General features: G+C 62.7%; 15 protein-coding genes, 1 tRNA gene and 2 rRNA genes (1 of these 18 running past the window's edge). 6 read left to right on the top strand and 12 right to left on the bottom strand.

What is annotated here, in order from left to right; genetic code table 11:
- Together H7A12_14405 and rrf are read left to right on the top strand one after the other, a co-directional pair.
- Positions 1–2,204, top strand: a 23S ribosomal RNA gene (locus tag H7A12_14405) (it extends 742 nt beyond the left edge of the window).
- Between the two features lie 91 nt (positions 2,205–2,295).
- Positions 2,296–2,412: ribosomal RNA gene (gene rrf, locus H7A12_14400) — 5S ribosomal RNA — on the top strand.
- 61 nt (positions 2,413–2,473) lie between these two features.
- Here rrf and H7A12_14395 read toward each other — a convergent pair.
- The 5 genes from H7A12_14395 to rpsU form a co-directional block, all read right to left on the bottom strand.
- A tRNA-Ile gene (locus H7A12_14395) sits at positions 2,474–2,550 on the bottom strand.
- A 77-nt stretch (positions 2,551–2,627) separates the two neighbouring features.
- Positions 2,628–4,487, bottom strand: a complete 1,860-nt coding sequence (gene rpoD, locus H7A12_14390) for an RNA polymerase sigma factor RpoD (protein ID MCP5321994.1) — start codon at positions 4,485–4,487, stop codon at positions 2,628–2,630.
- Between the two features lie 153 nt (positions 4,488–4,640).
- Positions 4,641–6,437, bottom strand: a complete 1,797-nt coding sequence (locus H7A12_14385; GenBank protein MCP5321993.1) for a DNA primase — start codon at positions 6,435–6,437, stop codon at positions 4,641–4,643.
- Positions 6,438–6,513: 76 nt separating this feature from the next.
- The gene (locus H7A12_14380) at positions 6,514–6,969 is read right to left on the bottom strand and encodes a GatB/YqeY domain-containing protein (protein MCP5321992.1); all 456 of its coding nucleotides are present in this window, start codon (positions 6,967–6,969) and stop codon (positions 6,514–6,516) included.
- 30 nt (positions 6,970–6,999) lie between these two features.
- Positions 7,000–7,215, bottom strand: a complete 216-nt coding sequence (gene rpsU / locus H7A12_14375; GenBank protein ID MCP5321991.1) for a 30S ribosomal protein S21 — start codon at positions 7,213–7,215, stop codon at positions 7,000–7,002.
- Between the two features lie 170 nt (positions 7,216–7,385).
- Between rpsU and tsaD the strand changes: the two genes are divergently transcribed.
- Both tsaD and folB read left to right on the top strand, forming a co-directional pair.
- A complete protein-coding gene (gene tsaD / locus H7A12_14370; GenBank protein MCP5321990.1) occupies positions 7,386–8,417 on the top strand; it encodes a tRNA (adenosine(37)-N6)-threonylcarbamoyltransferase complex transferase subunit TsaD in 1,032 nt (343 codons plus the stop codon).
- Positions 8,418–8,438: 21 nt separating this feature from the next.
- Positions 8,439–8,840, top strand: a complete 402-nt coding sequence (folB, locus tag H7A12_14365) for a dihydroneopterin aldolase (GenBank protein ID MCP5321989.1) — start codon at positions 8,439–8,441, stop codon at positions 8,838–8,840.
- 52 nt (positions 8,841–8,892) lie between these two features.
- Here folB and H7A12_14360 read toward each other — a convergent pair whose 3' ends face one another.
- The 6 genes from H7A12_14360 to H7A12_14335 all read right to left on the bottom strand — a co-directional run bounded on the left by H7A12_14360 (position 8,893) and on the right by H7A12_14335 (position 16,682).
- Entirely contained in the window at positions 8,893–10,152 is a 1,260-nt protein-coding gene (locus tag H7A12_14360; GenBank protein MCP5321988.1) for a multifunctional CCA addition/repair protein, read from the bottom strand.
- 62 nt (positions 10,153–10,214) lie between these two features.
- Entirely contained in the window at positions 10,215–11,021 is an 807-nt protein-coding gene (locus H7A12_14355) for a symmetrical bis(5'-nucleosyl)-tetraphosphatase (protein ID MCP5321987.1), read from the bottom strand.
- The gene (gene rsmA, locus H7A12_14350) at positions 11,021–11,827 is read right to left on the bottom strand and encodes a 16S rRNA (adenine(1518)-N(6)/adenine(1519)-N(6))-dimethyltransferase RsmA (GenBank protein ID MCP5321986.1); all 807 of its coding nucleotides are present in this window, start codon (positions 11,825–11,827) and stop codon (positions 11,021–11,023) included. Before rsmA ends, H7A12_14355 begins: the two co-directional genes overlap by 1 nt.
- On the bottom strand, positions 11,827–12,855 hold the full coding sequence (pdxA, locus tag H7A12_14345) for a 4-hydroxythreonine-4-phosphate dehydrogenase PdxA (protein ID MCP5321985.1): 1,029 nt from the start codon (positions 12,853–12,855) through the stop codon (positions 11,827–11,829). Before pdxA ends, rsmA begins: the two co-directional genes overlap by 1 nt.
- Positions 12,827–14,113: a peptidylprolyl isomerase gene (locus H7A12_14340; GenBank protein ID MCP5321984.1), complete on the bottom strand. Its 1,287-nt coding sequence runs from the start codon at positions 14,111–14,113 to the stop codon at positions 12,827–12,829. Before H7A12_14340 ends, pdxA begins: the two co-directional genes overlap by 29 nt.
- Positions 14,114–14,126: 13 nt before the next feature.
- Complete coding sequence (locus H7A12_14335; GenBank protein MCP5321983.1) at positions 14,127–16,682, bottom strand: LPS-assembly protein LptD; 2,556 nt, start codon at positions 16,680–16,682, stop codon at positions 14,127–14,129.
- 181 nt (positions 16,683–16,863) lie between these two features.
- Between H7A12_14335 and H7A12_14330 the strand changes: the two genes are divergently transcribed.
- Together H7A12_14330 and H7A12_14325 are read left to right on the top strand one after the other, a co-directional pair.
- Positions 16,864–17,880: a phosphotransferase gene (locus H7A12_14330; GenBank protein MCP5321982.1), complete on the top strand. Its 1,017-nt coding sequence runs from the start codon at positions 16,864–16,866 to the stop codon at positions 17,878–17,880.
- Positions 17,877–18,599, top strand: coding sequence for a nucleotidyltransferase family protein (locus H7A12_14325; protein ID MCP5321981.1), 723 nt, complete (start codon positions 17,877–17,879; stop codon positions 18,597–18,599). The genes H7A12_14330 and H7A12_14325 overlap by 4 nt, the downstream gene beginning before the upstream one ends.
- Here the strand turns inward: H7A12_14325 and H7A12_14320 are convergent.
- A complete protein-coding gene (locus tag H7A12_14320) occupies positions 18,532–19,251 on the bottom strand; it encodes a DUF3530 family protein (protein ID MCP5321980.1) in 720 nt (239 codons plus the stop codon). The genes H7A12_14325 and H7A12_14320 overlap by 68 nt on opposite strands.
- Between the last annotated feature and the right edge of the window lie 118 nt (positions 19,252–19,369).

The following is a 19,369-nucleotide window of genomic DNA, read 5'->3' as shown; positions in this document are numbered from 1 at the left end:
GGAGGACCGAACCGACTAATGTTGAAAAAATTAGCGGATGACTTGTGGATAGGGGTGAAAGGCTAATCAAACTCGGAGATAGCTGGTTCTCCCCGAAAGCTATTTAGGTAGCGCCTCGGACGAATACCACTGGGGGTAGAGCACTGTTTCGGCTAGGGGGGGTCCCGACTTACCAAAACCGATGCAAACCCGAATACCAGTGAGTACTATCCGGGAGACACACGGCGGGTGCTAACGTCCGTCGTCAAGAGGGAAACAACCCAGACCGCCAGCTAAGGTCCCAAATTACTAGTTAAGTGGGAAACGATGTGGGAAGGCACAGACAGCTAGGAGGTTGGCTTAGAAGCAGCCATCCTTTAAAGAAAGCGTAATAGCTCACTAGTCGAGTCGGCCTGCGCGGAAGATGTAACGGGGCTAAAACCAGAAACCGAAGCTGCGGATATTCATTTTATACGTGGGCGGGTAGGGGAGCGTTCTGTAAGCCGTTGAAGGTGTGTTGAGAAGCATGCTGGAGGTATCAGAAGTGCGAATGCTGACATGAGTAACGACAAGGGGGGTGAAAACCTCCCCGCCGGAAGACCAAGGGTTCCTGCGCAACGTTAATCGGCGCAGGGTGAGTCGACCCCTAAGGCGAGGCCGAAAAGCGTAGTCGATGGGAAACGGGTTAATATTCCCGTACTTCTTACAAATGCGATGGGGGGACGGAGAAGGCTAGGTGGGCCTGGCGACGGTTGTCCAGGTTCAAGTGCGTAGGCTTGAGAGTTAGGTAAATCCGGACACTCTCTGCTGAGAGGCTGAGACGACGACGTCGAACCTACTACTACGATGTGAAGTGATTGATGCCATGCTTCCAGGAAAAGCCTCTAAGCTTCAGTTCAGTAAGGAATCGTACCCCAAACCGACACAGGTGGTCGGGTAGAGAATACCAAGGCGCTTGAGAGAACTCGGGTGAAGGAACTAGGCAAAATGGTACCGTAACTTCGGGAGAAGGTACGCTGTTGATGGTGAAGTCCCTCGCGGATGGAGCTGATTGGAGAGTCGCAGATACCAGGTGGCTGCAACTGTTTATTAAAAACACAGCACTCTGCAAACACGAAAGTGGACGTATAGGGTGTGACGCCTGCCCGGTGCCGGAAGGTTAATTGATGGGGTTAGCGCAAGCGAAGCTCTTGATCGAAGCCCCGGTAAACGGCGGCCGTAACTATAACGGTCCTAAGGTAGCGAAATTCCTTGTCGGGTAAGTTCCGACCTGCACGAATGGCGTAACGATGGCCACGCTGTCTCCACCCGAGACTCAGTGAAATTGAAATCGCTGTGAAGATGCAGTGTACCCGCGGCTAGACGGAAAGACCCCGTGAACCTTTACTATAGCTTTGCACTGGACTTTGAACCTGTTACTTGTGTAGGATAGGTGGGAGGCTTTGAAGTCAGGACGCCAGTTCTGATGGAGCCATCCTTGAAATACCACCCTGGTATGTTTGAGGTTCTAACCCAGGCCCGTTATCCGGGTCGGGGACAGTGTATGGTGGGTAGTTTGACTGGGGCGGTCTCCTCCCAAAGAGTAACGGAGGAGCACGAAGGTGCGCTCAGCGCGGTCGGAAATCGCGCGATGAGTGTAAAGGCATAAGGGCGCTTGACTGCGAGAGTGACGGATCGAGCAGGTACGAAAGTAGGTCTTAGTGATCCGGTGGTTCTGTATGGAAGGGCCATCGCTCAACGGATAAAAGGTACTCCGGGGATAACAGGCTGATACCGCCCAAGAGTTCATATCGACGGCGGTGTTTGGCACCTCGATGTCGGCTCATCACATCCTGGGGCTGAAGTCGGTCCCAAGGGTATGGCTGTTCGCCATTTAAAGTGGTACGCGAGCTGGGTTTAGAACGTCGTGAGACAGTTCGGTCCCTATCTGCCGTGGGCGTTGGAGATTTGAGGGGGCTGCTCCTAGTACGAGAGGACCGGAGTGGACGAACCTCTGGTGTTCGGGTTGTTACGCCAGTGGCATTGCCCGGTAGCTAAGTTCGGAATCGATAACCGCTGAAAGCATCTAAGCGGGAAGCGAGCCTTGAGATGAGTTCTCCCTGGCACTTTAAGCGTCCTAAAGGGTTGTTCGAGACTAGGACGTTGATAGGCAGGGTGTGTAAGCGCTGTGAGGCGTTGAGCTAACCTGTACTAATTGCCCGTGAGGCTTAACCATATAGCCCAAACAACCGGCACCAACGACCGCGTAACGGATTGATTGTGCACTCGACCAACACCAAACCTTTCACCGAGTTTGCCGCAAGGCAAACTTGTTTGCCTGGCGACCATAGAGACGTGGAACCACCCCTGATCCATCCCGAACTCAGAAGTGAAACGCGTATCGCCGATGGTAGTGTGGGATAAGGACGAACAGTATCCCCGCTGTTGCAGGTGAGGGCAGTAGGCAGAATGGCAGCGACGCAGGCTGACGGATGAAGTCGCGGTAAGTAAAAGATGGTGGGCCCAGCAGGACTTGAACCTGCGACCAGCCGATTATGAGTCGGACGCTCTGACCAACTGAGCTATGGGCCCTCGAATCGCGCCGCGCATGCGGGGCGGCCAATGCAAACGGATGTTTCTCTATTTTCCACTGTCTCTCGCGGGCAGCTTCAGCTTTCGTCGAGAAAGCTGCGCAGGTGGTCCGAGCGACTCGGGTGGCGCAGTTTGCGCAGCGCCTTGGCCTCGATCTGGCGGATCCGTTCACGCGTGACGTCAAATTGCTTGCCGACTTCTTCCAGCGTGTGGTCGGTGTTCATGTCGATGCCGAAACGCATGCGCAGCACCTTTGCTTCACGTGCAGTCAAGCCTGCGAGCACTTCGCGAGTTGCTTCGCGGAGGCCTTCGCCAGTTGCAGATTCGATCGGTGAAGGAATCGATGAATCCTCGATGAAATCGCCCAGATGCGAATCTTCGTCGTCACCAATCGGTGTTTCCATCGAGATTGGTTCCTTGGCAATCTTAAGTACCTTGCGGATCTTGTCCTCGGGCATCTCCATGCGTTCCCCAAGCTCCTCGGGGGTTGGTTCACGTCCCATTTCCTGCAGCATCTGTCGTGAAATCCGATTCAGCTTGTTGATAGTCTCGATCATGTGCACCGGGATACGGATGGTGCGCGCCTGATCGGCGATCGATCGCGTGATCGCCTGTCGGATCCACCAGGTCGCATAGGTCGAAAACTTGTAACCACGACGGTATTCGAACTTGTCGACCGCCTTCATCAATCCGATATTTCCTTCCTGGATCAAGTCGAGGAACTGCAGCCCGCGGTTCGTGTACTTCTTCGCGATCGAGATCACGAGGCGCAGGTTGGCCTCGACCATCTCCTTCTTTGCGCGTCGCGCGCGCGCCTCACCAATCGACATGCGACGATTGATTTCCTTGACCTCCCCGACAGGAATGCCGGTCTCCTGCTCGATTTCGGCAATCTTCTGCTGGATGCCAACCACGCGGTCGCGGACCTCGAGCATTTTCGCTGCATAAGGTTGCTTGCGGCGAGCGAGTTTCTCGGTCCACTTGTCGTTCGACTCGTTACCCGGAAACTCCTTCAGAAAAACCTGCTTCGGCACACGGGCGTGGTTGACGCACAGATTCATGATCGCGCGTTCGTGCTCTCGCACCTTGCTGGCAATGGTGCGCACGCGATCCGTGAGCGGGTCGAACTGGCGCGGCGTGAGCTTGAAGAACTTGAAAAGATCTGCTGCCTTCTCGATTTCCCGCTGCGCCTGCGTGCTGTCACGCCCGTGCTTCTTGATTGCACGGATGGCTTTTACATGCTGCTTGCGCAATTCGTCGAAACGCTGTCGCGCGAGCTCGGGATCGGGTCCGCTCTCAACCTCCTCAGTGTCGCCATTGTCAGCGCTTCCTTCCTCGTCATCGTCGCCGGCTTCTGCCGCCTGACCCTTTTTGGCAGCAAGCTTGCTGGCTGGTTCGACCGGAGTGGCGGGAGGCACGTCGTCGGCTGGTTCGAGGTAACCGATCAGGATGTCCGAGAGGCGTCGCTCTTCGGTTGCAACGAGGTCGTATTCGCCGAGGACCTGATCGATCGTGCCGGGAAGCCACGCCACGGCGGTCAGCGTTTCCCGGATGCCTTCTTCGATGCGCTTGGCGATCTGGATCTCGCCCTCGCGGGTCAGCAGTTCAACCGTGCCCATCTCGCGCATGTACATGCGGACCGGATCCGTCGTGCGTCCCGCCTCGGATTCGACTGCTGTCAGCGCAGCAACCGCGTCCTCGGCAATTTCGTCGGCGGAAGTATCGCCGCTGGTGAGCAGCAGCGATTCTGCGTCGGGGGCCTCCTCGAATACCTGGATGCCGAGGTCGTTGATCATCTGGATGATCTCTTCGACCTGGTCGGGGTCCGAAATGTCTTCGGGCAGGTGATCGTTCACCTCGGCGTAGGTCAGATAGTTCTGTTCCTTCGCTTTCGCGATGAGATCCTTTAGGCGTGACTGCTGGGATGGAACCGACATTCGAGATCCTGCAAGCATTTAACGGACGCGGGGATAGCCGCGCATTATAGCGAAAAATCGCCAGCGCACTCTACGCAAAAATTGTGCAACGAAAAACTGCGCGTTGCCCGCCGGGCACTTGCTGCTCGGCACATTGCGCAAGAGGTTGCAGACTCACTTTTTGGTAGCCTTGAGCAGCTCCAGGTACTGCGACTTCTGTATCGGGCTCAGTTGCCCGAACGGGATACGCTCGAGTTCGCGCAGCCGTTGCGTTGCATCCCGGCGTGTGCCGCGCTGCTGCAGGTGTGCCATCAGATCACAAAACTCCCGTTCGATATCGGCGCCTGGAACGAGGTTGTCTGCCGCAAGCCGTGCCAGCAGTTCGCCCTCGGGCGTGTCGTACCAGTATCCGAGCACGACGCCGAGAGTGGGCTGTGGTGATACGCGCAACCGTGCGGCAAGCTGGCGCAACAACGGCAGATCGGCCTCTTCGAGTGCAGCAAGTCGCTCGTCGTCAGGAACATGGATGATCAGCGCAGGATTCTGCAGCAGCAGCCGGATCGCGTTGCGTGCCAGGCCAGGCACCTGTTGCCGCGCCGATTGGTGCGGCATCGTGCGTTGTCGAGCTGGAGCAATGCGTGGTGGGGGCAGTTCGCCGGGTACCGGGGTAGAACTCTCTGCAGTACCTGCAGCGCGCGGAAGTTGTTCCGTGGTGACACCGATACACTGTGCCAATGCATTGCGCATCAGTTCGCGGAATACCGTTCCTGGTATGCGTTCGATGCAAGGCAACACGGCCTTGCTGAGCGCTGCCCGGCCGTCCATGGTAGCAAGATCGATTCCGTTTGCATGGTGTTCGAACAGGAATTCCGACAGTGGCGTGGCCGCAGCGACAAGATCGCGAAACGCCTCGCCACCCACGCGCCGCACCAAGCTGTCCGGATCCTCTCCTTCAGGCAGGAACAGGAACGCGGCCTGGCGGCCGTCCTGCATGAACGCCAGCGCAGCGTCGAGCGCTCGCGCCGCAGCACGTCGCCCCGCATCGTCGCCATCGAAGCAGAACACCACCCGTGGCGTGTAGCGGTAGAGGCGCTGCAGGTGCGCGGACGTCAGCGCGGTGCCCAGCGTGCCGCTGACGTTACCGATGCCGTGTTGCGCCAGCATCACCACGTCCATGTACCCCTCGACGACGAGCACGCTGTCGAGTTGACGCACGGCCTGCCGTGCCTCGAACAGGCCGTAGAGCTCCTGGCCCTTGTGAAACAGAGCCGTTTCGGGTGAGTTCAGGTATTTCGGCTTTTCGTCATCGAGTACGCGTCCGCCGAACGCAACCGTGCGTCCACGGTTGTCGCGGATCGGAAACATGATCCGGTGGCGGAAGCGATCGTAGGGGCTGCCGTCGTTGCGGGTCACCAGCAGGCCCGCTTCCAGTAACAGCTTGCGGTCGGGCTCGGATGCACCCAGCGCGCCGAGCAGGTTTTCCCAGCCCGGCGGGGCGAATCCAATACTGAAGCGTGTGATCGTTTCGGCGCCGAGGCCGCGCTTCGTGAGGTACTGCCTGGCTTCAGTCGCCTGCGGATGCACCGCCAGTTGCTTGCAGAACCACTTTGCCGCGGCGTCGATGCATGCCGCGAGCTCCATCTGGCGCGTGGATGGGCGCGCGGTCATACCCTCGTGCGGCACTTCGACTCCGGCGAGTGCAGCAAGCTTTTCGACCGCAGCAGGGAAGTCGAGCCGCTCGTACTCCATCAGGAACCCGATGGCGTTGCCGCCAGCACCGCACCCAAAGCAATAGTAGAACTGGCGTTCCGGGTTGACGCTGAACGACGGGGATTTTTCACTGTGGAACGGACAGAGGGCAGAGTAGTTTCTGCCCGATTTGCGCAGACCGATACGTGCGTCGATCACATCGACGATATCCACCCGCTCGAGCAGATCGTCGATGAATGGCTGAGGGATTCTTCCTGACATCGGCGCTCGCGAGGACGGTGAACGCTCATCGTAGCGCAACGACCGTCGTGTCGCCTGCCCCGCTGGTGGTCGGAGCTCAGCCGAGCCGTGCCTTGATGCGTTGGCTGACCAGCCCCATGTCGGCGCGGCCTTGGACTTTTGGCTTCAGGATCGCCATGACACGCCCCATGTCCTTCATTGACGCTGCGCTGCTGTCACGCACGGCGGCGTCGATCAGTGCCTCGAGTTCGGCAGCGTCGAGCGGCTGCGGCATGAAATCCTGGATCACGGCGAGTTCTCCGGCCTCGATCTCGACCAGATCCTCACGGTTGGCAGCACGAAACTGCTGGATGGAGTCGCGCCTCTGCTTGACCATGCGGTCGAGGATCGTGAGCACGCGTGCATCATCGACTTCGATCCGTTCGTCGACTTCGACGCGTTTGATTTCAGCCTGGATCAGGCGAATCGCCCCGAGGCGCGCTTTCTCTTGCGCCCGCATCGCGGCTTTCATTGCCTCGGTGATACGCGTTTTCAGCAACGTGTCGTCACTCATTGAACGCTCTCACCCGCAAGAGCAGCGGGATCAGTACAGACGCTGCTGGCGGCGTGCCTCGCGACTCACCTTCTTCAGGTGGCGCTTCACGGCAGCGGCAGCCTTGCGCTTGCGGATCCAGGTCGGCTTCTCGTAGAACTCGCGGCGACGCACTTCGGCGAGCACGCCGGCCTTTTCGCAGGAGCGCTTGAAACGACGCAGAGCCACGTCGAATGGTTCATTGTCTTTGAGCTTGATGGACGGCATTCGATACCTATCGGACGGTTGTTCGGAGTTCGCTGTGCTTCCACACGCTGCCAAAGCGGCGTGCGGGGCGCCGAATTCTAAAGGCATCGCAAGCAGATTGCAAAACGCGGTGGGTGGGCATTATTGCCGGGGGCGCGCGTCACGGGGCGCTGGCGCGTATCATCGCCTTCATGCGTGTTCTAGGCATCGAAACGTCCTGCGATGAAACCGGCGTCGCCGTCTTCGACTCGGAGCGTGGCCTGCTCGCGCACGTACTGCACAGCCAGGTCGCGCTGCACGCCGAGTATGGCGGAGTGGTGCCGGAACTTGCTTCGCGAGACCATGTGCGTCGCACGCTGCCACTCGTGCAGCGCGTGCTGCATGCCGCAACGTGCGATCCCCGGCAAATCGATGCGGTCGCCTACACGGCTGGCCCGGGTCTGCTCGGTGCATTGCTCGTCGGCGGCTGCATCGCGCGCGCGTTGGCCTTCGCATGGGGTGTTCCGGCGATCGGGGTACATCACATGGAGGCACATCTGTTGGCACCGATGCTCGAGGAACAGCGACCGGCGTTCCCGTTCGTGGCGCTGCTGGTGTCCGGTGGTCATACCCAACTGGTTCTCGTCGAGCAGATTGGTGCTTACCGGATACTCGGCGAATCGGTGGATGATGCGGCCGGCGAGGCCTTTGATAAGGTCGCAAAGATGCTGGGGATCGATTATCCGGGTGGCCCACGCCTGGCCGAACTGGCGAGGAATGGTTCATCGGTACGCTTTGCGTTTCCGCGACCGATGACCACCCGCCCCGGCCTCGACTTCAGCTTCAGTGGGCTGAAGACGGCGGTTGCGACCGCACTGCGTGAGTTGCAGACAGCGGCGGGAGTTGTGACGCAGCGCGATCGCGCCGACATGGCGGCATCGTTCCAGCAGGCGGTGGTGGACACCCTGGCAATCAAGTGCCGGCGGGCGCTGGAGTCGACCGGGCTGCACCAGCTGGTGCTGGCCGGTGGCGTGAGCGCCAACCGCGAGTTGCGTGAACGGCTGCGCACCGAGGCAGTGAATCACGGCTGGGAGGTCTTCTATCCACGCGCGGAATTCTGCACCGACAATGGTGCGATGGTCGCGTTTGCCGGCTGCCAGCGTTTGCTTGCGGGTCAACACGACGATCTGGCAGTCCGCGCACTGGCGCGCTGGCCGATGCAAACCCTCGAGCCGGTGTGCTGAGCAGGACAGTGGTGGGGCCAGATGAGCGATATCGTTTATATCCACGGACTACGCGTCGAGACGGTGATCGGGATTCACGCCTGGGAGCGGCACGTGCGCCAGGAACTCGTGATCGATCTGGAGATGGCCTGGGATTGCGCGCGGGCAGCACGGTCCGACGCGATAGCAGACGCGCTCGACTATCAGCGGGTGGCCGAACGCGTGCGTGAGCTGGCGGCGGCGCAGTCCTGCGGACTGGTGGAAACGCTGGCGGAGGCGATCGTGCGCCTGCTGCGCGAGGAGTTCTGCGTGCCGTGGCTGCGGCTGAAGATCGGCAAGCCTGGTGCCGTGGCGGCTGTGCGTGATGTCGGTGTGATCATCGAGCGTGGCGAACTCCCCGGACACACCGCATTCTGGAATCGGGATGTGCCGTCAGGAATCTGATATGCGGCTCGTGGTGTCGCTCAAGGGAGACGCAATACGTTACGAGGTGCTGTCACGCACCGGTCATGTCGCTGCTCGAAGGGCTTTTGCGACTGTCTCTCAAGGCCTGCGCCACTGCGTGGCAGCGCCGTTGGTGCAGGTCGTGCCTGATCTGCTCACCGCGCAAGCCGCGTGCCAGCGCAGGTGCAGCGCTTACCGTCAGTGCAGCTTCGCGTGCGCGGCGCAGCCGCTGCGGACTGGAGTAGTCACGCGCCTCGAAGCCGGTCCTGCCGCGCGCATCGGCGTCGCATGCGGCAAGAAACTCCTCGAATCGATCGCCCTGGCGCAGGGCATCGAGGTCCTCGAGCAGCCTGACCAGTGTCGCTGCACGCATCTGCATCGCGCGGTGACAGCGCGTGTGGTGCAGGCATACCAGAACCGCGAGCTCACGCCAGGTGTTCGGTACGCGTAACCGTGCGCACAGCGTGCGTACTGCCGGCGCGCCGAGTTGTTCGTGCCCGATGTGCGAAGGCCAGTGATCGCGGGGCGTGAGCGCCTTGCCGAGATCGTGCACCAGCACTGCGAAACGTACGGGTGCAGACAGCCCGCGGTGCGCAGCGACCTGCAATGCGAGCAGTACGTGCTCGCCGGTATCGATTTCGGGATGTTGCTGTGCGGGCTGCGGGACGCCGAACAGTGCGTCGATCTCGGGAAGCACTGCGGCAAGCGCATTGCAGGCACGCAGTGTACGCACGAATTCCTGCGGTGAAGGTTCGGCCAGCGCCCGCCGCATCTCGACCCACACGCGCTCAGCGACCAGATGCGCTAGCTCCCCGCTGGCGACGATCTCGCGCATCAGTGCGAGCGTTTGTGGATGCACGTGAAAGCCGAAACGGGCAAAGCGAGCCATGAAGCGGGCGACTCGCAGTACCCGCAGTGGATCCTCGGAAAATGCCGCTGACACATGCCGCAGCACGCGGTCATGCAGATCGCGTTCGCCACCCCACGGATCGATCAGGCGACCGTCGGCATCCATCGCCATTGCGTTGATGCTGAGGTCGCGCCGCGACAGGTCTTCTTCCAGCGACACGGAGGCATCGCTCTCGACGCTGAAGCCGTGGTATCCGTGGCCGCTCTTGCGTTCGCGGCGCGCGAGCGCGTATTCCTCTGCGGTCTGTGGATGCAGGAACACGGGAAAATCATGCCCCACCTGGCGATAGCCGCGTGCAAGCATCTGCTCCGTGGTTGCACCGACGACCACCCAGTCACGTTCGGTGACCGGAAGTCCGAGCAGGGTATCGCGCACGGCGCCACCGACAAGGAATACGCGCACAGTCGTCTGTCGCAGGGGTGGAAATGCCGGCAGTCTAACCAATTCCGCGGTGCTGGCGCCGATCAGCAGTCACAATGGATCAACCGGCCATCGTCGAGGCATAGCGCGCGCAGCCGGCCGCCCCACACGCATCCGGTGTCGAGCGCGTGGACACCGGCGATCCCGGGTGCGCCTTCGAGCGCAGCCCAGTGACCGAAGATGACCGGGATCGATGTGCTGCGTCGTGCAGCATGCGTGAACCACGGTGCAAAGCCGGGGTTGGCGTCGGCGGGGCCGCCCTTGTTGTCGAGGTCCAGCCGTCCCTCCGGCGAGCAGAAGCGCATGCGCGTCAGGTAGTTCGTGATCAGTCGCAGACGCTCGAATCCCGTGATGGATTCGTCCCAGGCATCGGGAAAATTGCCGTACATGTGATGCAAAAATCCGCTGTAATCCGGACCGCGCAACGTGAGTTCGACCTCGTGCGCGAGCCGCAATGCGTCGGTGATGTCCCACTGCGGCGGGATTCCCGCATGCACCATCACGTGCGGGTGCGCCGCTTCGCGATGAACCAGCGGCCAGGTGCGAATCCAGTTGATCAGCGTTTCGCGATCGGGCGCCTCGAGGGTTGCATTCAGCGAGTCCTTGCGTGTCGGCTTGCGCACGCCTTCGGCAACCGCCAGCAGATGCAGGTCATGGTTGCCGAGCACGGTGACTGCCCGCTCTCCGAGCGCGCGCACGAAGCGCAGCACCTCGAGCGAGTCCGGGCCACGATTGACCAGATCGCCGGCAAACCACAGGCGGTCCTGACACGGATCAAAGCCCACCGTGTCGAGCAGACGACGCAGCGGATCGAAGCATCCCTGCACATCGCCGATTGCATACGTTGCCATCAGTGCTGCTCCGGCACGGCGCCTGTGGCCGCGTTTGCGATCGCCACGAACTCGGCAATCTGGAGGGTCTCTGCGCGTCGTGCCGGCTCGATGCCGATAGCGCGCAAGACCTCGGCGTCGAGTACCGTCGACAGTGCGTTGCGCAGCGTCTTGCGCCGCTGGCCGAAGGCATCCCTGACCACCTTTTCCAGCATGCGGTAATCCCTGGCGCGACCGTGCACGAACGGTTGAGGGAGCAGGCGCACCACTGCTGACATCACGCGGGGCGGTGGTTCGAAAGCTCGTGGCGGCACGTCGAACAGCGGCTCCACGCGGCAGCGGTACTGCACCATGACGCTGAGCCTGCCGTAGTCCGCCGATCCCGGTTGCGCCGCCAGACGTGCAACCACCTCGCGTTGCAGCATGAAGTGCATGTCGAGGATGCATTCACCCTGTGCAAGCAGGTGGAACAGCAGTGGGGTCGAAATGTTGTATGGCAGGTTGCCAGCGATGCGCAGTGCGGCCGGCGTCGGTGCAAGCGCCCCGAAGTCGAAATCGAGTGCGTCGACCGGATGTACGGTAAGCCGTTCACCCGCGTGCTGCTGCCAGTTGGCGGCCAGGTCGCGGTCGAGTTCGACGAGGTGCAGGCGTGCGCCGCTCGCGATCAGTGCACGGGTCAGTGCGCCAAGGCCAGGCCCGATCTCGACGATCGTGTCCGTGGCGCGCGCAGCGATCGCACCCGCAATGTGCTCGATCACCTGTCGGTCGACCAGGAAATGCTGTCCGAAGCGTTTGCGTGGACGATGCGCGGGATTTGCGCGGTGCATCAGCGTGCATCCGCCGCACGTCGTGCACGGCTCCCGGCCACCATGTCGCGTGCGGTCTGCAGTGCACAGCGCAGGCTGCCGGTGTCGGCAGTGCCACTGCCGGCCAGATCGAGCGCAGTGCCGTGGTCGACCGAGGTGCGGATGATCGGCAGCCCGAGAGTGATGTTCACAGATCTGCCGAAGCCGATGTGCTTCAGTACCGGCAGCCCCTGGTCGTGGTACATCGTCAGCACGGCATCTGCCGTGCACAACCGTGCCGGCGTGAACAAGGTATCGGCTGGCAGCGGGCCGATGAGATCCATGCCGTCGGCACGCAGCGCCTCGAGCGCCGGTGAGATCACCTCGATCTCTTCGCACCCCAGATGCCCCCCTTCGCCAGCGTGCGGATTCAAGCCGGCTACCAGTATGCGCGGGCGCTCGATGCCGAAATGGTGCCGCAGGTCGTGATGCAGGATGCGCAGCACTTCTTCCAGCATGCCACGCGTGACCAGTCGGGGTACCGTGTGCAGTGGCACGTGCGTCGTCGCCAGCGCCACGCGCAGTCCGGGCGTCGCCAGCATCATCACCACGCGAGGTACGCACGTTGCTTGCGCCAGGAATTCGGTGTGACCGGTGAACGCGATCCCGGCCTCGTTGATCACACCCTTGTGTACCGGACCCGTCACCAGCGCCGCGAAGCGCCCCTGCAGGCAGCCATCGACCGCTGCCTGGAGTGTGGCCAGGACGCCTGCGGCATTGGCAGGATCGAGACGTCCGGGCGTAGTCGTGCTCGCGAGTGGCACCGGCAGCACGCGCAGGCTGTCCGGCGGCGACGGCAAGGGTGCGGGAGGCAGCAGCTCGAGTGCGAATCCGAGCTGCCGGGCACGCTCGGTGAGCATCTTCGGGTCGGCAATTGCAACCAGCGGAAAGTCGAAGCCTTCCCGCGCCAGCGTCAGGACGAGTTCTGGACCAATCCCCGCCGGCTCGCCCGGCGTCAGTGCGATGACCGCCTCGGTTGGGTCAGATCTTGATCTCGACAAAGGCCTCATCCCGGATTTTCTGCAGCCAGTTGTTCAGCTCTTCATCGTATTTCTGGCCGTAGAGGATGTTGCGCGCCTGGTTGCGACGCATCTCGTCACTGAGATCCTCGCTGCGGCGTTCCTCGACCTGCAGCACATGCCAACCGAATTGGGTGTGGAAGGGTGCGCTGATCTCGCCCGCTCCGGTCTGGTTCATGACCTGTTCGAATTCCGGCACCATCTGGCCCGGGTTGGTCCAGCCAAGGTCACCACCCTCGAGGGCCGATCCGATGTCCTCGGAGTACTTGCGCGCGAGCTTGCCGAAGTCTTCTCCGGCGACCAGGCGATCGTGCAGGCTCTGTGCGAGCTCGCGTGTCTGCTCGTCGGTACGGATTTCGGAAGGCTTGACCAGGATATGGCGTACATGGGTCTGCTGTGTGACCTGTTCACTGCCACCGCGTTTTTCGAACAGCTTCACGAGGTGCACACCGCTCGGGCTGCGCACCGGTTCGGAGATCGCGCCGACGCCCAGTGCCGGCACCGTGTCGCTGAAGACGTTTGGCAGGTCGCTCGCAAGGCGCCAGCCCAGATCACCGCCGGTCAGGGCGTAGCGCGATTTGTCCGGTGCATGCATGAAACGCTCGAAGGCGTCACCATCGGCGAGACGTTCACGCAGGCCTTCCATGTATGCGATCGCGCCGTGCTCGTCCTCGAGGGATGCGTCCTTCGACAGCGGCAGCAACAGGTGACCGATGTGGTAGACGGCAGCCGTGCGCTTCTGGCCTTCTTCGGAAGCCAGGAAGTCGTCGACTTCGCGTTCCGTGACCTGTACCCGGCTGCGCACATTGCCCTGTTGCACGCGTGACAGAATCATTTCCTGGCGCACCTGTTCGCGCACCGCTGCGTAGGAATCGCCTTCGGCCTCCAGGCGTGCGCGGAACTGCTCCAGACTCATTCCGTTCTGGTGGGCCATGTTGCTGATCGCTTCGTTCAGTTGCTCGTCGCTGATGCGAACCCCGGCGCGTTGCCCCATGCGCAGTTGGATATGTTCGAGCACCAGGCGGTCGAGTACCTGTCGCGCAACCACGTCACGAGGCGGTTGTTCGATGTTCTGCCGGGCAATGTTTTCCAGGACCTGGTGCAGCCGGGCCTGATACTCGCTGGCGAGGATGATGTCGTCGTTGACGATCGCGACCACGCGGTCGAGTGGCTGCACCTGTGCCAACGCGCCAGCACTCATGCCGAACCAGCACAGCAGCGCCACGGCAGTCGCAAGCAGTCGGCCCATCGTCGAATTCCTGTCAGTACGCAAACCCGCCTGCCCCCCGTCGTTCGCCAAAGTTGAAGATGCTGCGCTGCAGCAACTGGTCGATGTCCTTGCCCAGGCCGCCCAGGCCACGCAGTACGAACTGCAGGTAGAACCCGGCGTCACGTCCCTTGTACCAGTCGAGTCCCTCCTGGTACACCATGCGCACCGTCCAGCAGCAGGCGCTGTACTCCAGGCCGGCGAGCGACTCGAGATTCTGGTTGTTCGTGATGTCATATTGATAGCGCGCGAAGACCCGCCAGTTGTCTGCCACGGGCAGTGCTGCCGAGACGTCGGCCTGATCGATGTTCTCGTCGATGGCCCGACCGGCGGCATCGAAGGAATGTTGTTCGCGCCGGTAGCGATAGCCGAAATTGAGCACGGTATCCTCGGCCGGGATCCAGTGCATCAGCACGCCGCCTTCATTGATGCGGCTGCTGCCGGTGTCCAGGAGCGTGGTGGCGCTCAGCCACAACGCCTGCGACGGCTGGACCTGCACTTCCGCCGCGATCTGCGAGCTCGACGCCGAAGGGTCGGCCACCGTCTGGCCATGCCATGGAAGAGGACCTGGAAGCGTCTGCGGGCTGCGGCATCCGGGCTTGTCGTAGGTGCGTATCGAACCGTCGCAAACCGTCACGCGACGGTCCTCGAAATAGAGGATCTGCCCCACGCTGGCAGTCAGCAGTTCACGACCGCTCGCCTCGTCGATCAGCCGCGAGCTCAGGCTGAGCGACAGCTGGTTCGCGTCGGCAATACGGTCATGGCCGCTGAAGCGGGTGTTGCGGAACAGTTGGTTGAAGCTGAACGTCAGGTCGGAGGAATCGAAGTTCGGCACGTCGTTCTGGCTGTCGTAACCGACCCGCAGATAGTAGAGCCTGGGCTCCAGCGTCTGCAGGAAGCTCCGACCGAACATGCGAGTGTCGCGTTCGAGGAAATATCCGACATCCAGACTCGCCATCGGGGCTGCCGCCGACGGAGAGTCGCTGCCATACGCCTTTTCGTCGAGACGGTAGCGGATCATCTGATAGCCGAGCATCGGGCGTACGAACAGCGCGGCCCACTCCAGCGGATAGGTGATGCGCGGCTCCAGGTACAACCGTTCACCGGTCAGTGCGGTTGGATCGGGGTGGTCGAACACGGTCATTTCGCTGATCAGACCGTAATCGACCACGAATGGTTCACCTCCTGCTGCGCGTTCGGCCTGCAGTCGCGGCCGCATGCGGTAGGGTTCGGCGAGTTCGGGATCGAGCACCTGGTACTGTTGCACAGTGGCACCGACCAGCCAGCGTTCACCAACGCGGTAGGAAAGCTCCCCCATCTGTTCCAGATGGGTCGAGCGCTTCACGTCGAGTCCGGTCGAACTCAGGTCGCGCAGGTAGAGCCTGTCGCTCGCCTTGGCGTAGCTGATGCGGGTCAGCATGCCCGGCATCGGCGTTCCCGCGTGCTCGATGCCGCTGATCCAGCGTTCCCGATCTGCTGTGTCGTCGTTGTGCAGATAGGAGCCGCTCGCGCTCCATTCGCTCCAGCGGTTCAGGTAGCGCACTTCCCCGCCCAGGAGCATGCCGCGCCTGCTCGTGTAGCGCGACACCAGCGTCGCATCGTAGTTCGGAGCAAGGTTGAAGTAGTACGGCACCGTGATGTCGAAGCCGTTTCGCGTGGAGTTCGTGATCGTGGGCCACAACAGACCGCTCATGCGGCGGTCGTCGATCGGAAAGCGCAGGTACGGTGTGTACAGCACCGGTACGCCGCCCACCTCGAGACGGGCGTTGCGTGCGGTGGCCTGTCCGGTCGCGCGGTCGAGGTGCAGCGCGTCCGCCGCAAGCTGCCAGTCGTCGCGTCCGGGTTCGCAGCGGGTGTAGACGGTCTCGCTGAGATCGATGCTGCCGTCGCTGTTGCGCTGCACGAGTTCCGCTTCGCCGCGGGCATGCTCGGCGTGCATCACGAACCGCGCCGCACGTATCTCGCCGGCGTTGCGTGCTGCCTCGATCGAGGCCGAATCGCCGCGCAGCAGCAGTCCGGGTTCGCGGTACTGCACATTGCCGCTGATGTCGATACGATCCTCGGCGCGCGAATAGCTCGCGCGGTCGGCGCGCATCTGCCGGCTGTCCAGGCTCAGTGTGACGTCACCGCTGAAGTTCGCCGTCTCGGGGTTCTGTCGCAGTTCCGATTCGGCGGCATACGCACGAATCGAGCCGAAAACCGTTTCGCCGCGCTCGGCCGCACCCACGGGCGGCTCGACATAGGCGCCGTGGCACTGTGCCGAGATCGCCGATCGCTGCTCCGGCGTCAGGTTTTCGATGCTCACCCAGTCCATCGACTGTGCCCGGGCATCGGCGCCCGTCGCGACCGGTTGGCGGGGAGCCTGCGCTGGCCGTGCTGCGGTGCTTGCGGACGACGGGGTTCCCGCGGGCGTGACGCTGACGCAGTCCCAGTTGCCGTCTGCACCGGCCCGGCACTGCCACTCGCCGTTGCCTGCGTTCACGCATGGCGCGGCCAGAGCGCCGAGACCAGCGATCGCGCAGCACAGGATGAGAAAGGGTTTGCTCTGCATTCGGTCCGGGTCCGTTCCTCGGAAAGGTAGCCGCCTCGCCGCGGATCTTTTCGTTTGCGATGGGCCGTGGATAATGCACCACGCTTCGGCCAAGGCCGGCATTATAGCGGCATCGTGGCGCGCGGATCGACTGGCGGCACCGACGCCCTCTCTACTGTGACTGCGGAGAACCGGATCGACGATGGAAGCCTTGTTGCGCTGGTGCGCGAATCGGATCGCGGCGGTGCCGGGCGAAGACCTGCGGCTCGTCGCGGTGGCGGGCGATGCCAGTTTCAGGCGCTATTTCCGCTTGCTCGGCTGCACACCGTCGCGTATCGCGGTGTTCGCTCCGCCAGATACGGAGCGCAACATCGAGTTCACGCGCATCGCCGCGATGCTGCGCGCCTCCGGCGTGCATGCGCCCCAGGTGCTTGCGCACGGAGCTGCCGAGGGTTTTCTGCTGCTCGAAGACCTGGGTGATGCGTTGCTGCTCGCGGCGCTCGATGAGTCGAGCGTCGACGTGCTTTACGGGCGCGCGCTCGATGTCCTGCTGTGCATGCAGCGAGCCCGGACCTCGCACGATGGCTGGCAGCTGCCCTCCTATTCGGCCGGGTTGCTGCAGCAGGAAATGGCGCTGTTTCCACACTGGTACCTCGAACGGCTGCTGGGCATCACGCTGGATGTCGGTGAAGAAGCCCTGCTGGGCGCGCTGTTCGATCGCCTGATTGCCAGCGCGCTCGCACAGCCGCAGGTCTTCGTGCACCGCGACTACCACTCGCGCAACCTGATGCTGCTGCCCGAAGGCGGGCTCGGGGTGATCGATTTCCAGGACGCGGTCAGCGGTCCGCTGACCTACGACGCGGTGTCGCTGCTGCGCGACTGCTATGTGGCGTGGCCTGCCGAACGGGTTGCAGCGTGGGCAGGGCATTTCGCGGCGCGCGCGCGTGCAGCGGGCACTTTGCCGCCGGAGGTGTCCGTTGGCACCTTCATGCGCTGGTTCGACTGGATGGGGTTGCAGCGTCACATCAAGGTGCTCGGCATCTTTGCGCGCCTGTGGCTGCGCGATGCCAAGCGCGGATACCTGCGTGATCTGCCGCTGGTGATGCGCTACACGCTCGAGGTTGCGCTCGCGCACCCGGAAACCGCCGAATTCGGTCGCTGGTTCGCCTCGCGTGTGTTGCCGGTAGCGCGCATGCAGCCGTGGTACCACGAACCATGAAGGCGATGATTCTTGCCGCCGGGCTTGGTACGCGTCTGCGTCCGCTCACCGAAGTCACGCCGAAGCCACTGCTGCCGCTCGCCGGCAAACCGATGATCCGCTATCACATCGATGCGTTGGCCGGTGCGGGCGTGCGTGAACTGGTGATCAACGTCTCGTGGCTCGGTGAGCAGATCGAGCAGGTGCTCGGCGATGGCAGCGCCTTCGGTGTGCGTATCGTCTACAGCCGTGAGCCGGGCGTTCCGCTGGATACCGGCGGCGGCATCCGTCGCGCGCTGCCGCTGCTCGGCAGCGATCCTTTCCTGCTGATTGCCGGTGATATCTGGAGTGATTACCCGCTGGCGCGCCTTGCGCGCCATGCGCTCGCGAGGCCGCGCGTCGCTCATCTCGTGCTGGTGCCCAATCCGCCACAGCATGCCGCTGGCGACTTCAGTCTCGATGCAGCAGGCAGCGTTGGTCTGGCTGATGAAGGGGTGCGCTGTACCTACGCCGGCATCGGGCTGCTTGCCCCGGCGCTGCTCGACGGCTGGAACGATGAGATATTCCCGCTGCGCGAGCCGTTGCGTCGTGCGGCGGCAGCAGGGCTGCTCAGCGCGGAATTGTGGACGGGAGACTGGGAAGACGTCGGCACCCCGGAGCGCTATGCGGCACTCAATCGGCGGCTGCAGCAGCGGACGCTGGCTGCAGCGTCGACAGCCAGCCGCGCACGCGGCGGGTGAGCAGCGTCTCCACGCCGAAAGGCTCCACGTTCGTGACATCGATCAGCAGGCGGCGATAGCGTCGTGCTGCCTCGTGGTCGCTGCTGCCTCGCGCCGGTGGGGGACGCTGGATCGCAAGTGCCGGACGCAGTATTTCCATGACCGGTGCCGGCAGTGGTTGTGGCCACGCGAGGGCGAGGCCCGGCAACTCCACCGGCTCGATCAACAGCGCTGCCGTGGCGCCGGGAAGCGCGTGCAGCAGCAGCGCGGCCGCAGGTCCCGCCGCTGCCAGCACCACCGTCGGGTTCGCTGCGCGTGCAGCAGTCAGCGTTGCCGCGATGCGCGCCTCGCCATGCTCCGCCCAGCGCGCGAGCGCTTCGGCATGCCCGGCGTCGGGGGGCGGTTGCGATGGCTCCTGCTGCACCCCGGGATCGATCCGTCCTGACCGGATGCCGGGAGGCGGGTCGAGCGTGATCAGCCAGGTCGTCCAGCCATGCGTCGGCAGATCACGCCGCAGGCGCTCCATCGCCTCGACTGCCTCGGGGTGTGCGCCGTCGGCCGGCAACAGCACCAGTGTGCCGTGGGGCGTGCCCCGCGCCGTACGCACGAACGTCGTGAATTCCCCGCCGGCAGCGTTGAGCGCGCGCGTTTCATCGTCGGCCACGCTGCCCATGCACCACAGGCACCCAAGAACGAAGGCGGCGAAGCAGCGGACTGCACTATGCATGCTGCGAGTATACGAGGGCTGGCCCCGATGCGTCGCGGCAGCTTTTCGGCAACACCATCCGGTA

The organism is Pseudomonadales bacterium (assembly GCA_024234165.1).
In the GTDB taxonomy this organism is placed as follows: domain Bacteria; phylum Pseudomonadota; class Gammaproteobacteria; order Pseudomonadales; family UBA5518; genus UBA5518.
The sequence above is the reverse complement of the archived record's forward strand: the minus strand, read 5'-3'. Positions and strand labels throughout refer to the sequence as shown.

Bases quoted from the DNA above. Each gene is read 5' to 3' on its own strand.
- rpoD (MCP5321994.1), bottom strand. From the start codon at position 4,487: ATGTCGGTTCCATCCCAGCAGTCACGCCTAAAGGATCTCATCGCGAAA.
- H7A12_14385 (MCP5321993.1), bottom strand. From the start codon at position 6,437: ATGTCAGGAAGAATCCCTCAGCCATTCATCGACGATCTGCTCGAGCGG.
- H7A12_14380 (MCP5321992.1), bottom strand. From the start codon at position 6,969: ATGAGTGACGACACGTTGCTGAAAACGCGTATCACCGAGGCAATGAAA.
- rpsU (MCP5321991.1), bottom strand. From the start codon at position 7,215: ATGCCGTCCATCAAGCTCAAAGACAATGAACCATTCGACGTGGCTCTG.
- tsaD (MCP5321990.1), top strand. From the start codon at position 7,386: ATGCGTGTTCTAGGCATCGAAACGTCCTGCGATGAAACCGGCGTCGCC.
- folB (MCP5321989.1), top strand. From the start codon at position 8,439: ATGAGCGATATCGTTTATATCCACGGACTACGCGTCGAGACGGTGATC.
- H7A12_14355 (MCP5321987.1), bottom strand. From the start codon at position 11,021: ATGGCAACGTATGCAATCGGCGATGTGCAGGGATGCTTCGATCCGCTG.
- rsmA (MCP5321986.1), bottom strand. From the start codon at position 11,827: ATGCACCGCGCAAATCCCGCGCATCGTCCACGCAAACGCTTCGGACAG.
- pdxA (MCP5321985.1), bottom strand. From the start codon at position 12,855: ATGAGGCCTTTGTCGAGATCAAGATCTGACCCAACCGAGGCGGTCATC.
- H7A12_14340 (MCP5321984.1), bottom strand. From the start codon at position 14,113: ATGGGCCGACTGCTTGCGACTGCCGTGGCGCTGCTGTGCTGGTTCGGC.
- H7A12_14335 (MCP5321983.1), bottom strand. From the start codon at position 16,682: ATGCAGAGCAAACCCTTTCTCATCCTGTGCTGCGCGATCGCTGGTCTC.
- H7A12_14330 (MCP5321982.1), top strand. From the start codon at position 16,864: ATGGAAGCCTTGTTGCGCTGGTGCGCGAATCGGATCGCGGCGGTGCCG.
- H7A12_14325 (MCP5321981.1), top strand. From the start codon at position 17,877: ATGAAGGCGATGATTCTTGCCGCCGGGCTTGGTACGCGTCTGCGTCCG.
- H7A12_14320 (MCP5321980.1), bottom strand. From the start codon at position 19,251: ATGGGCAGCGTGGCCGACGATGAAACGCGCGCGCTCAACGCTGCCGGC.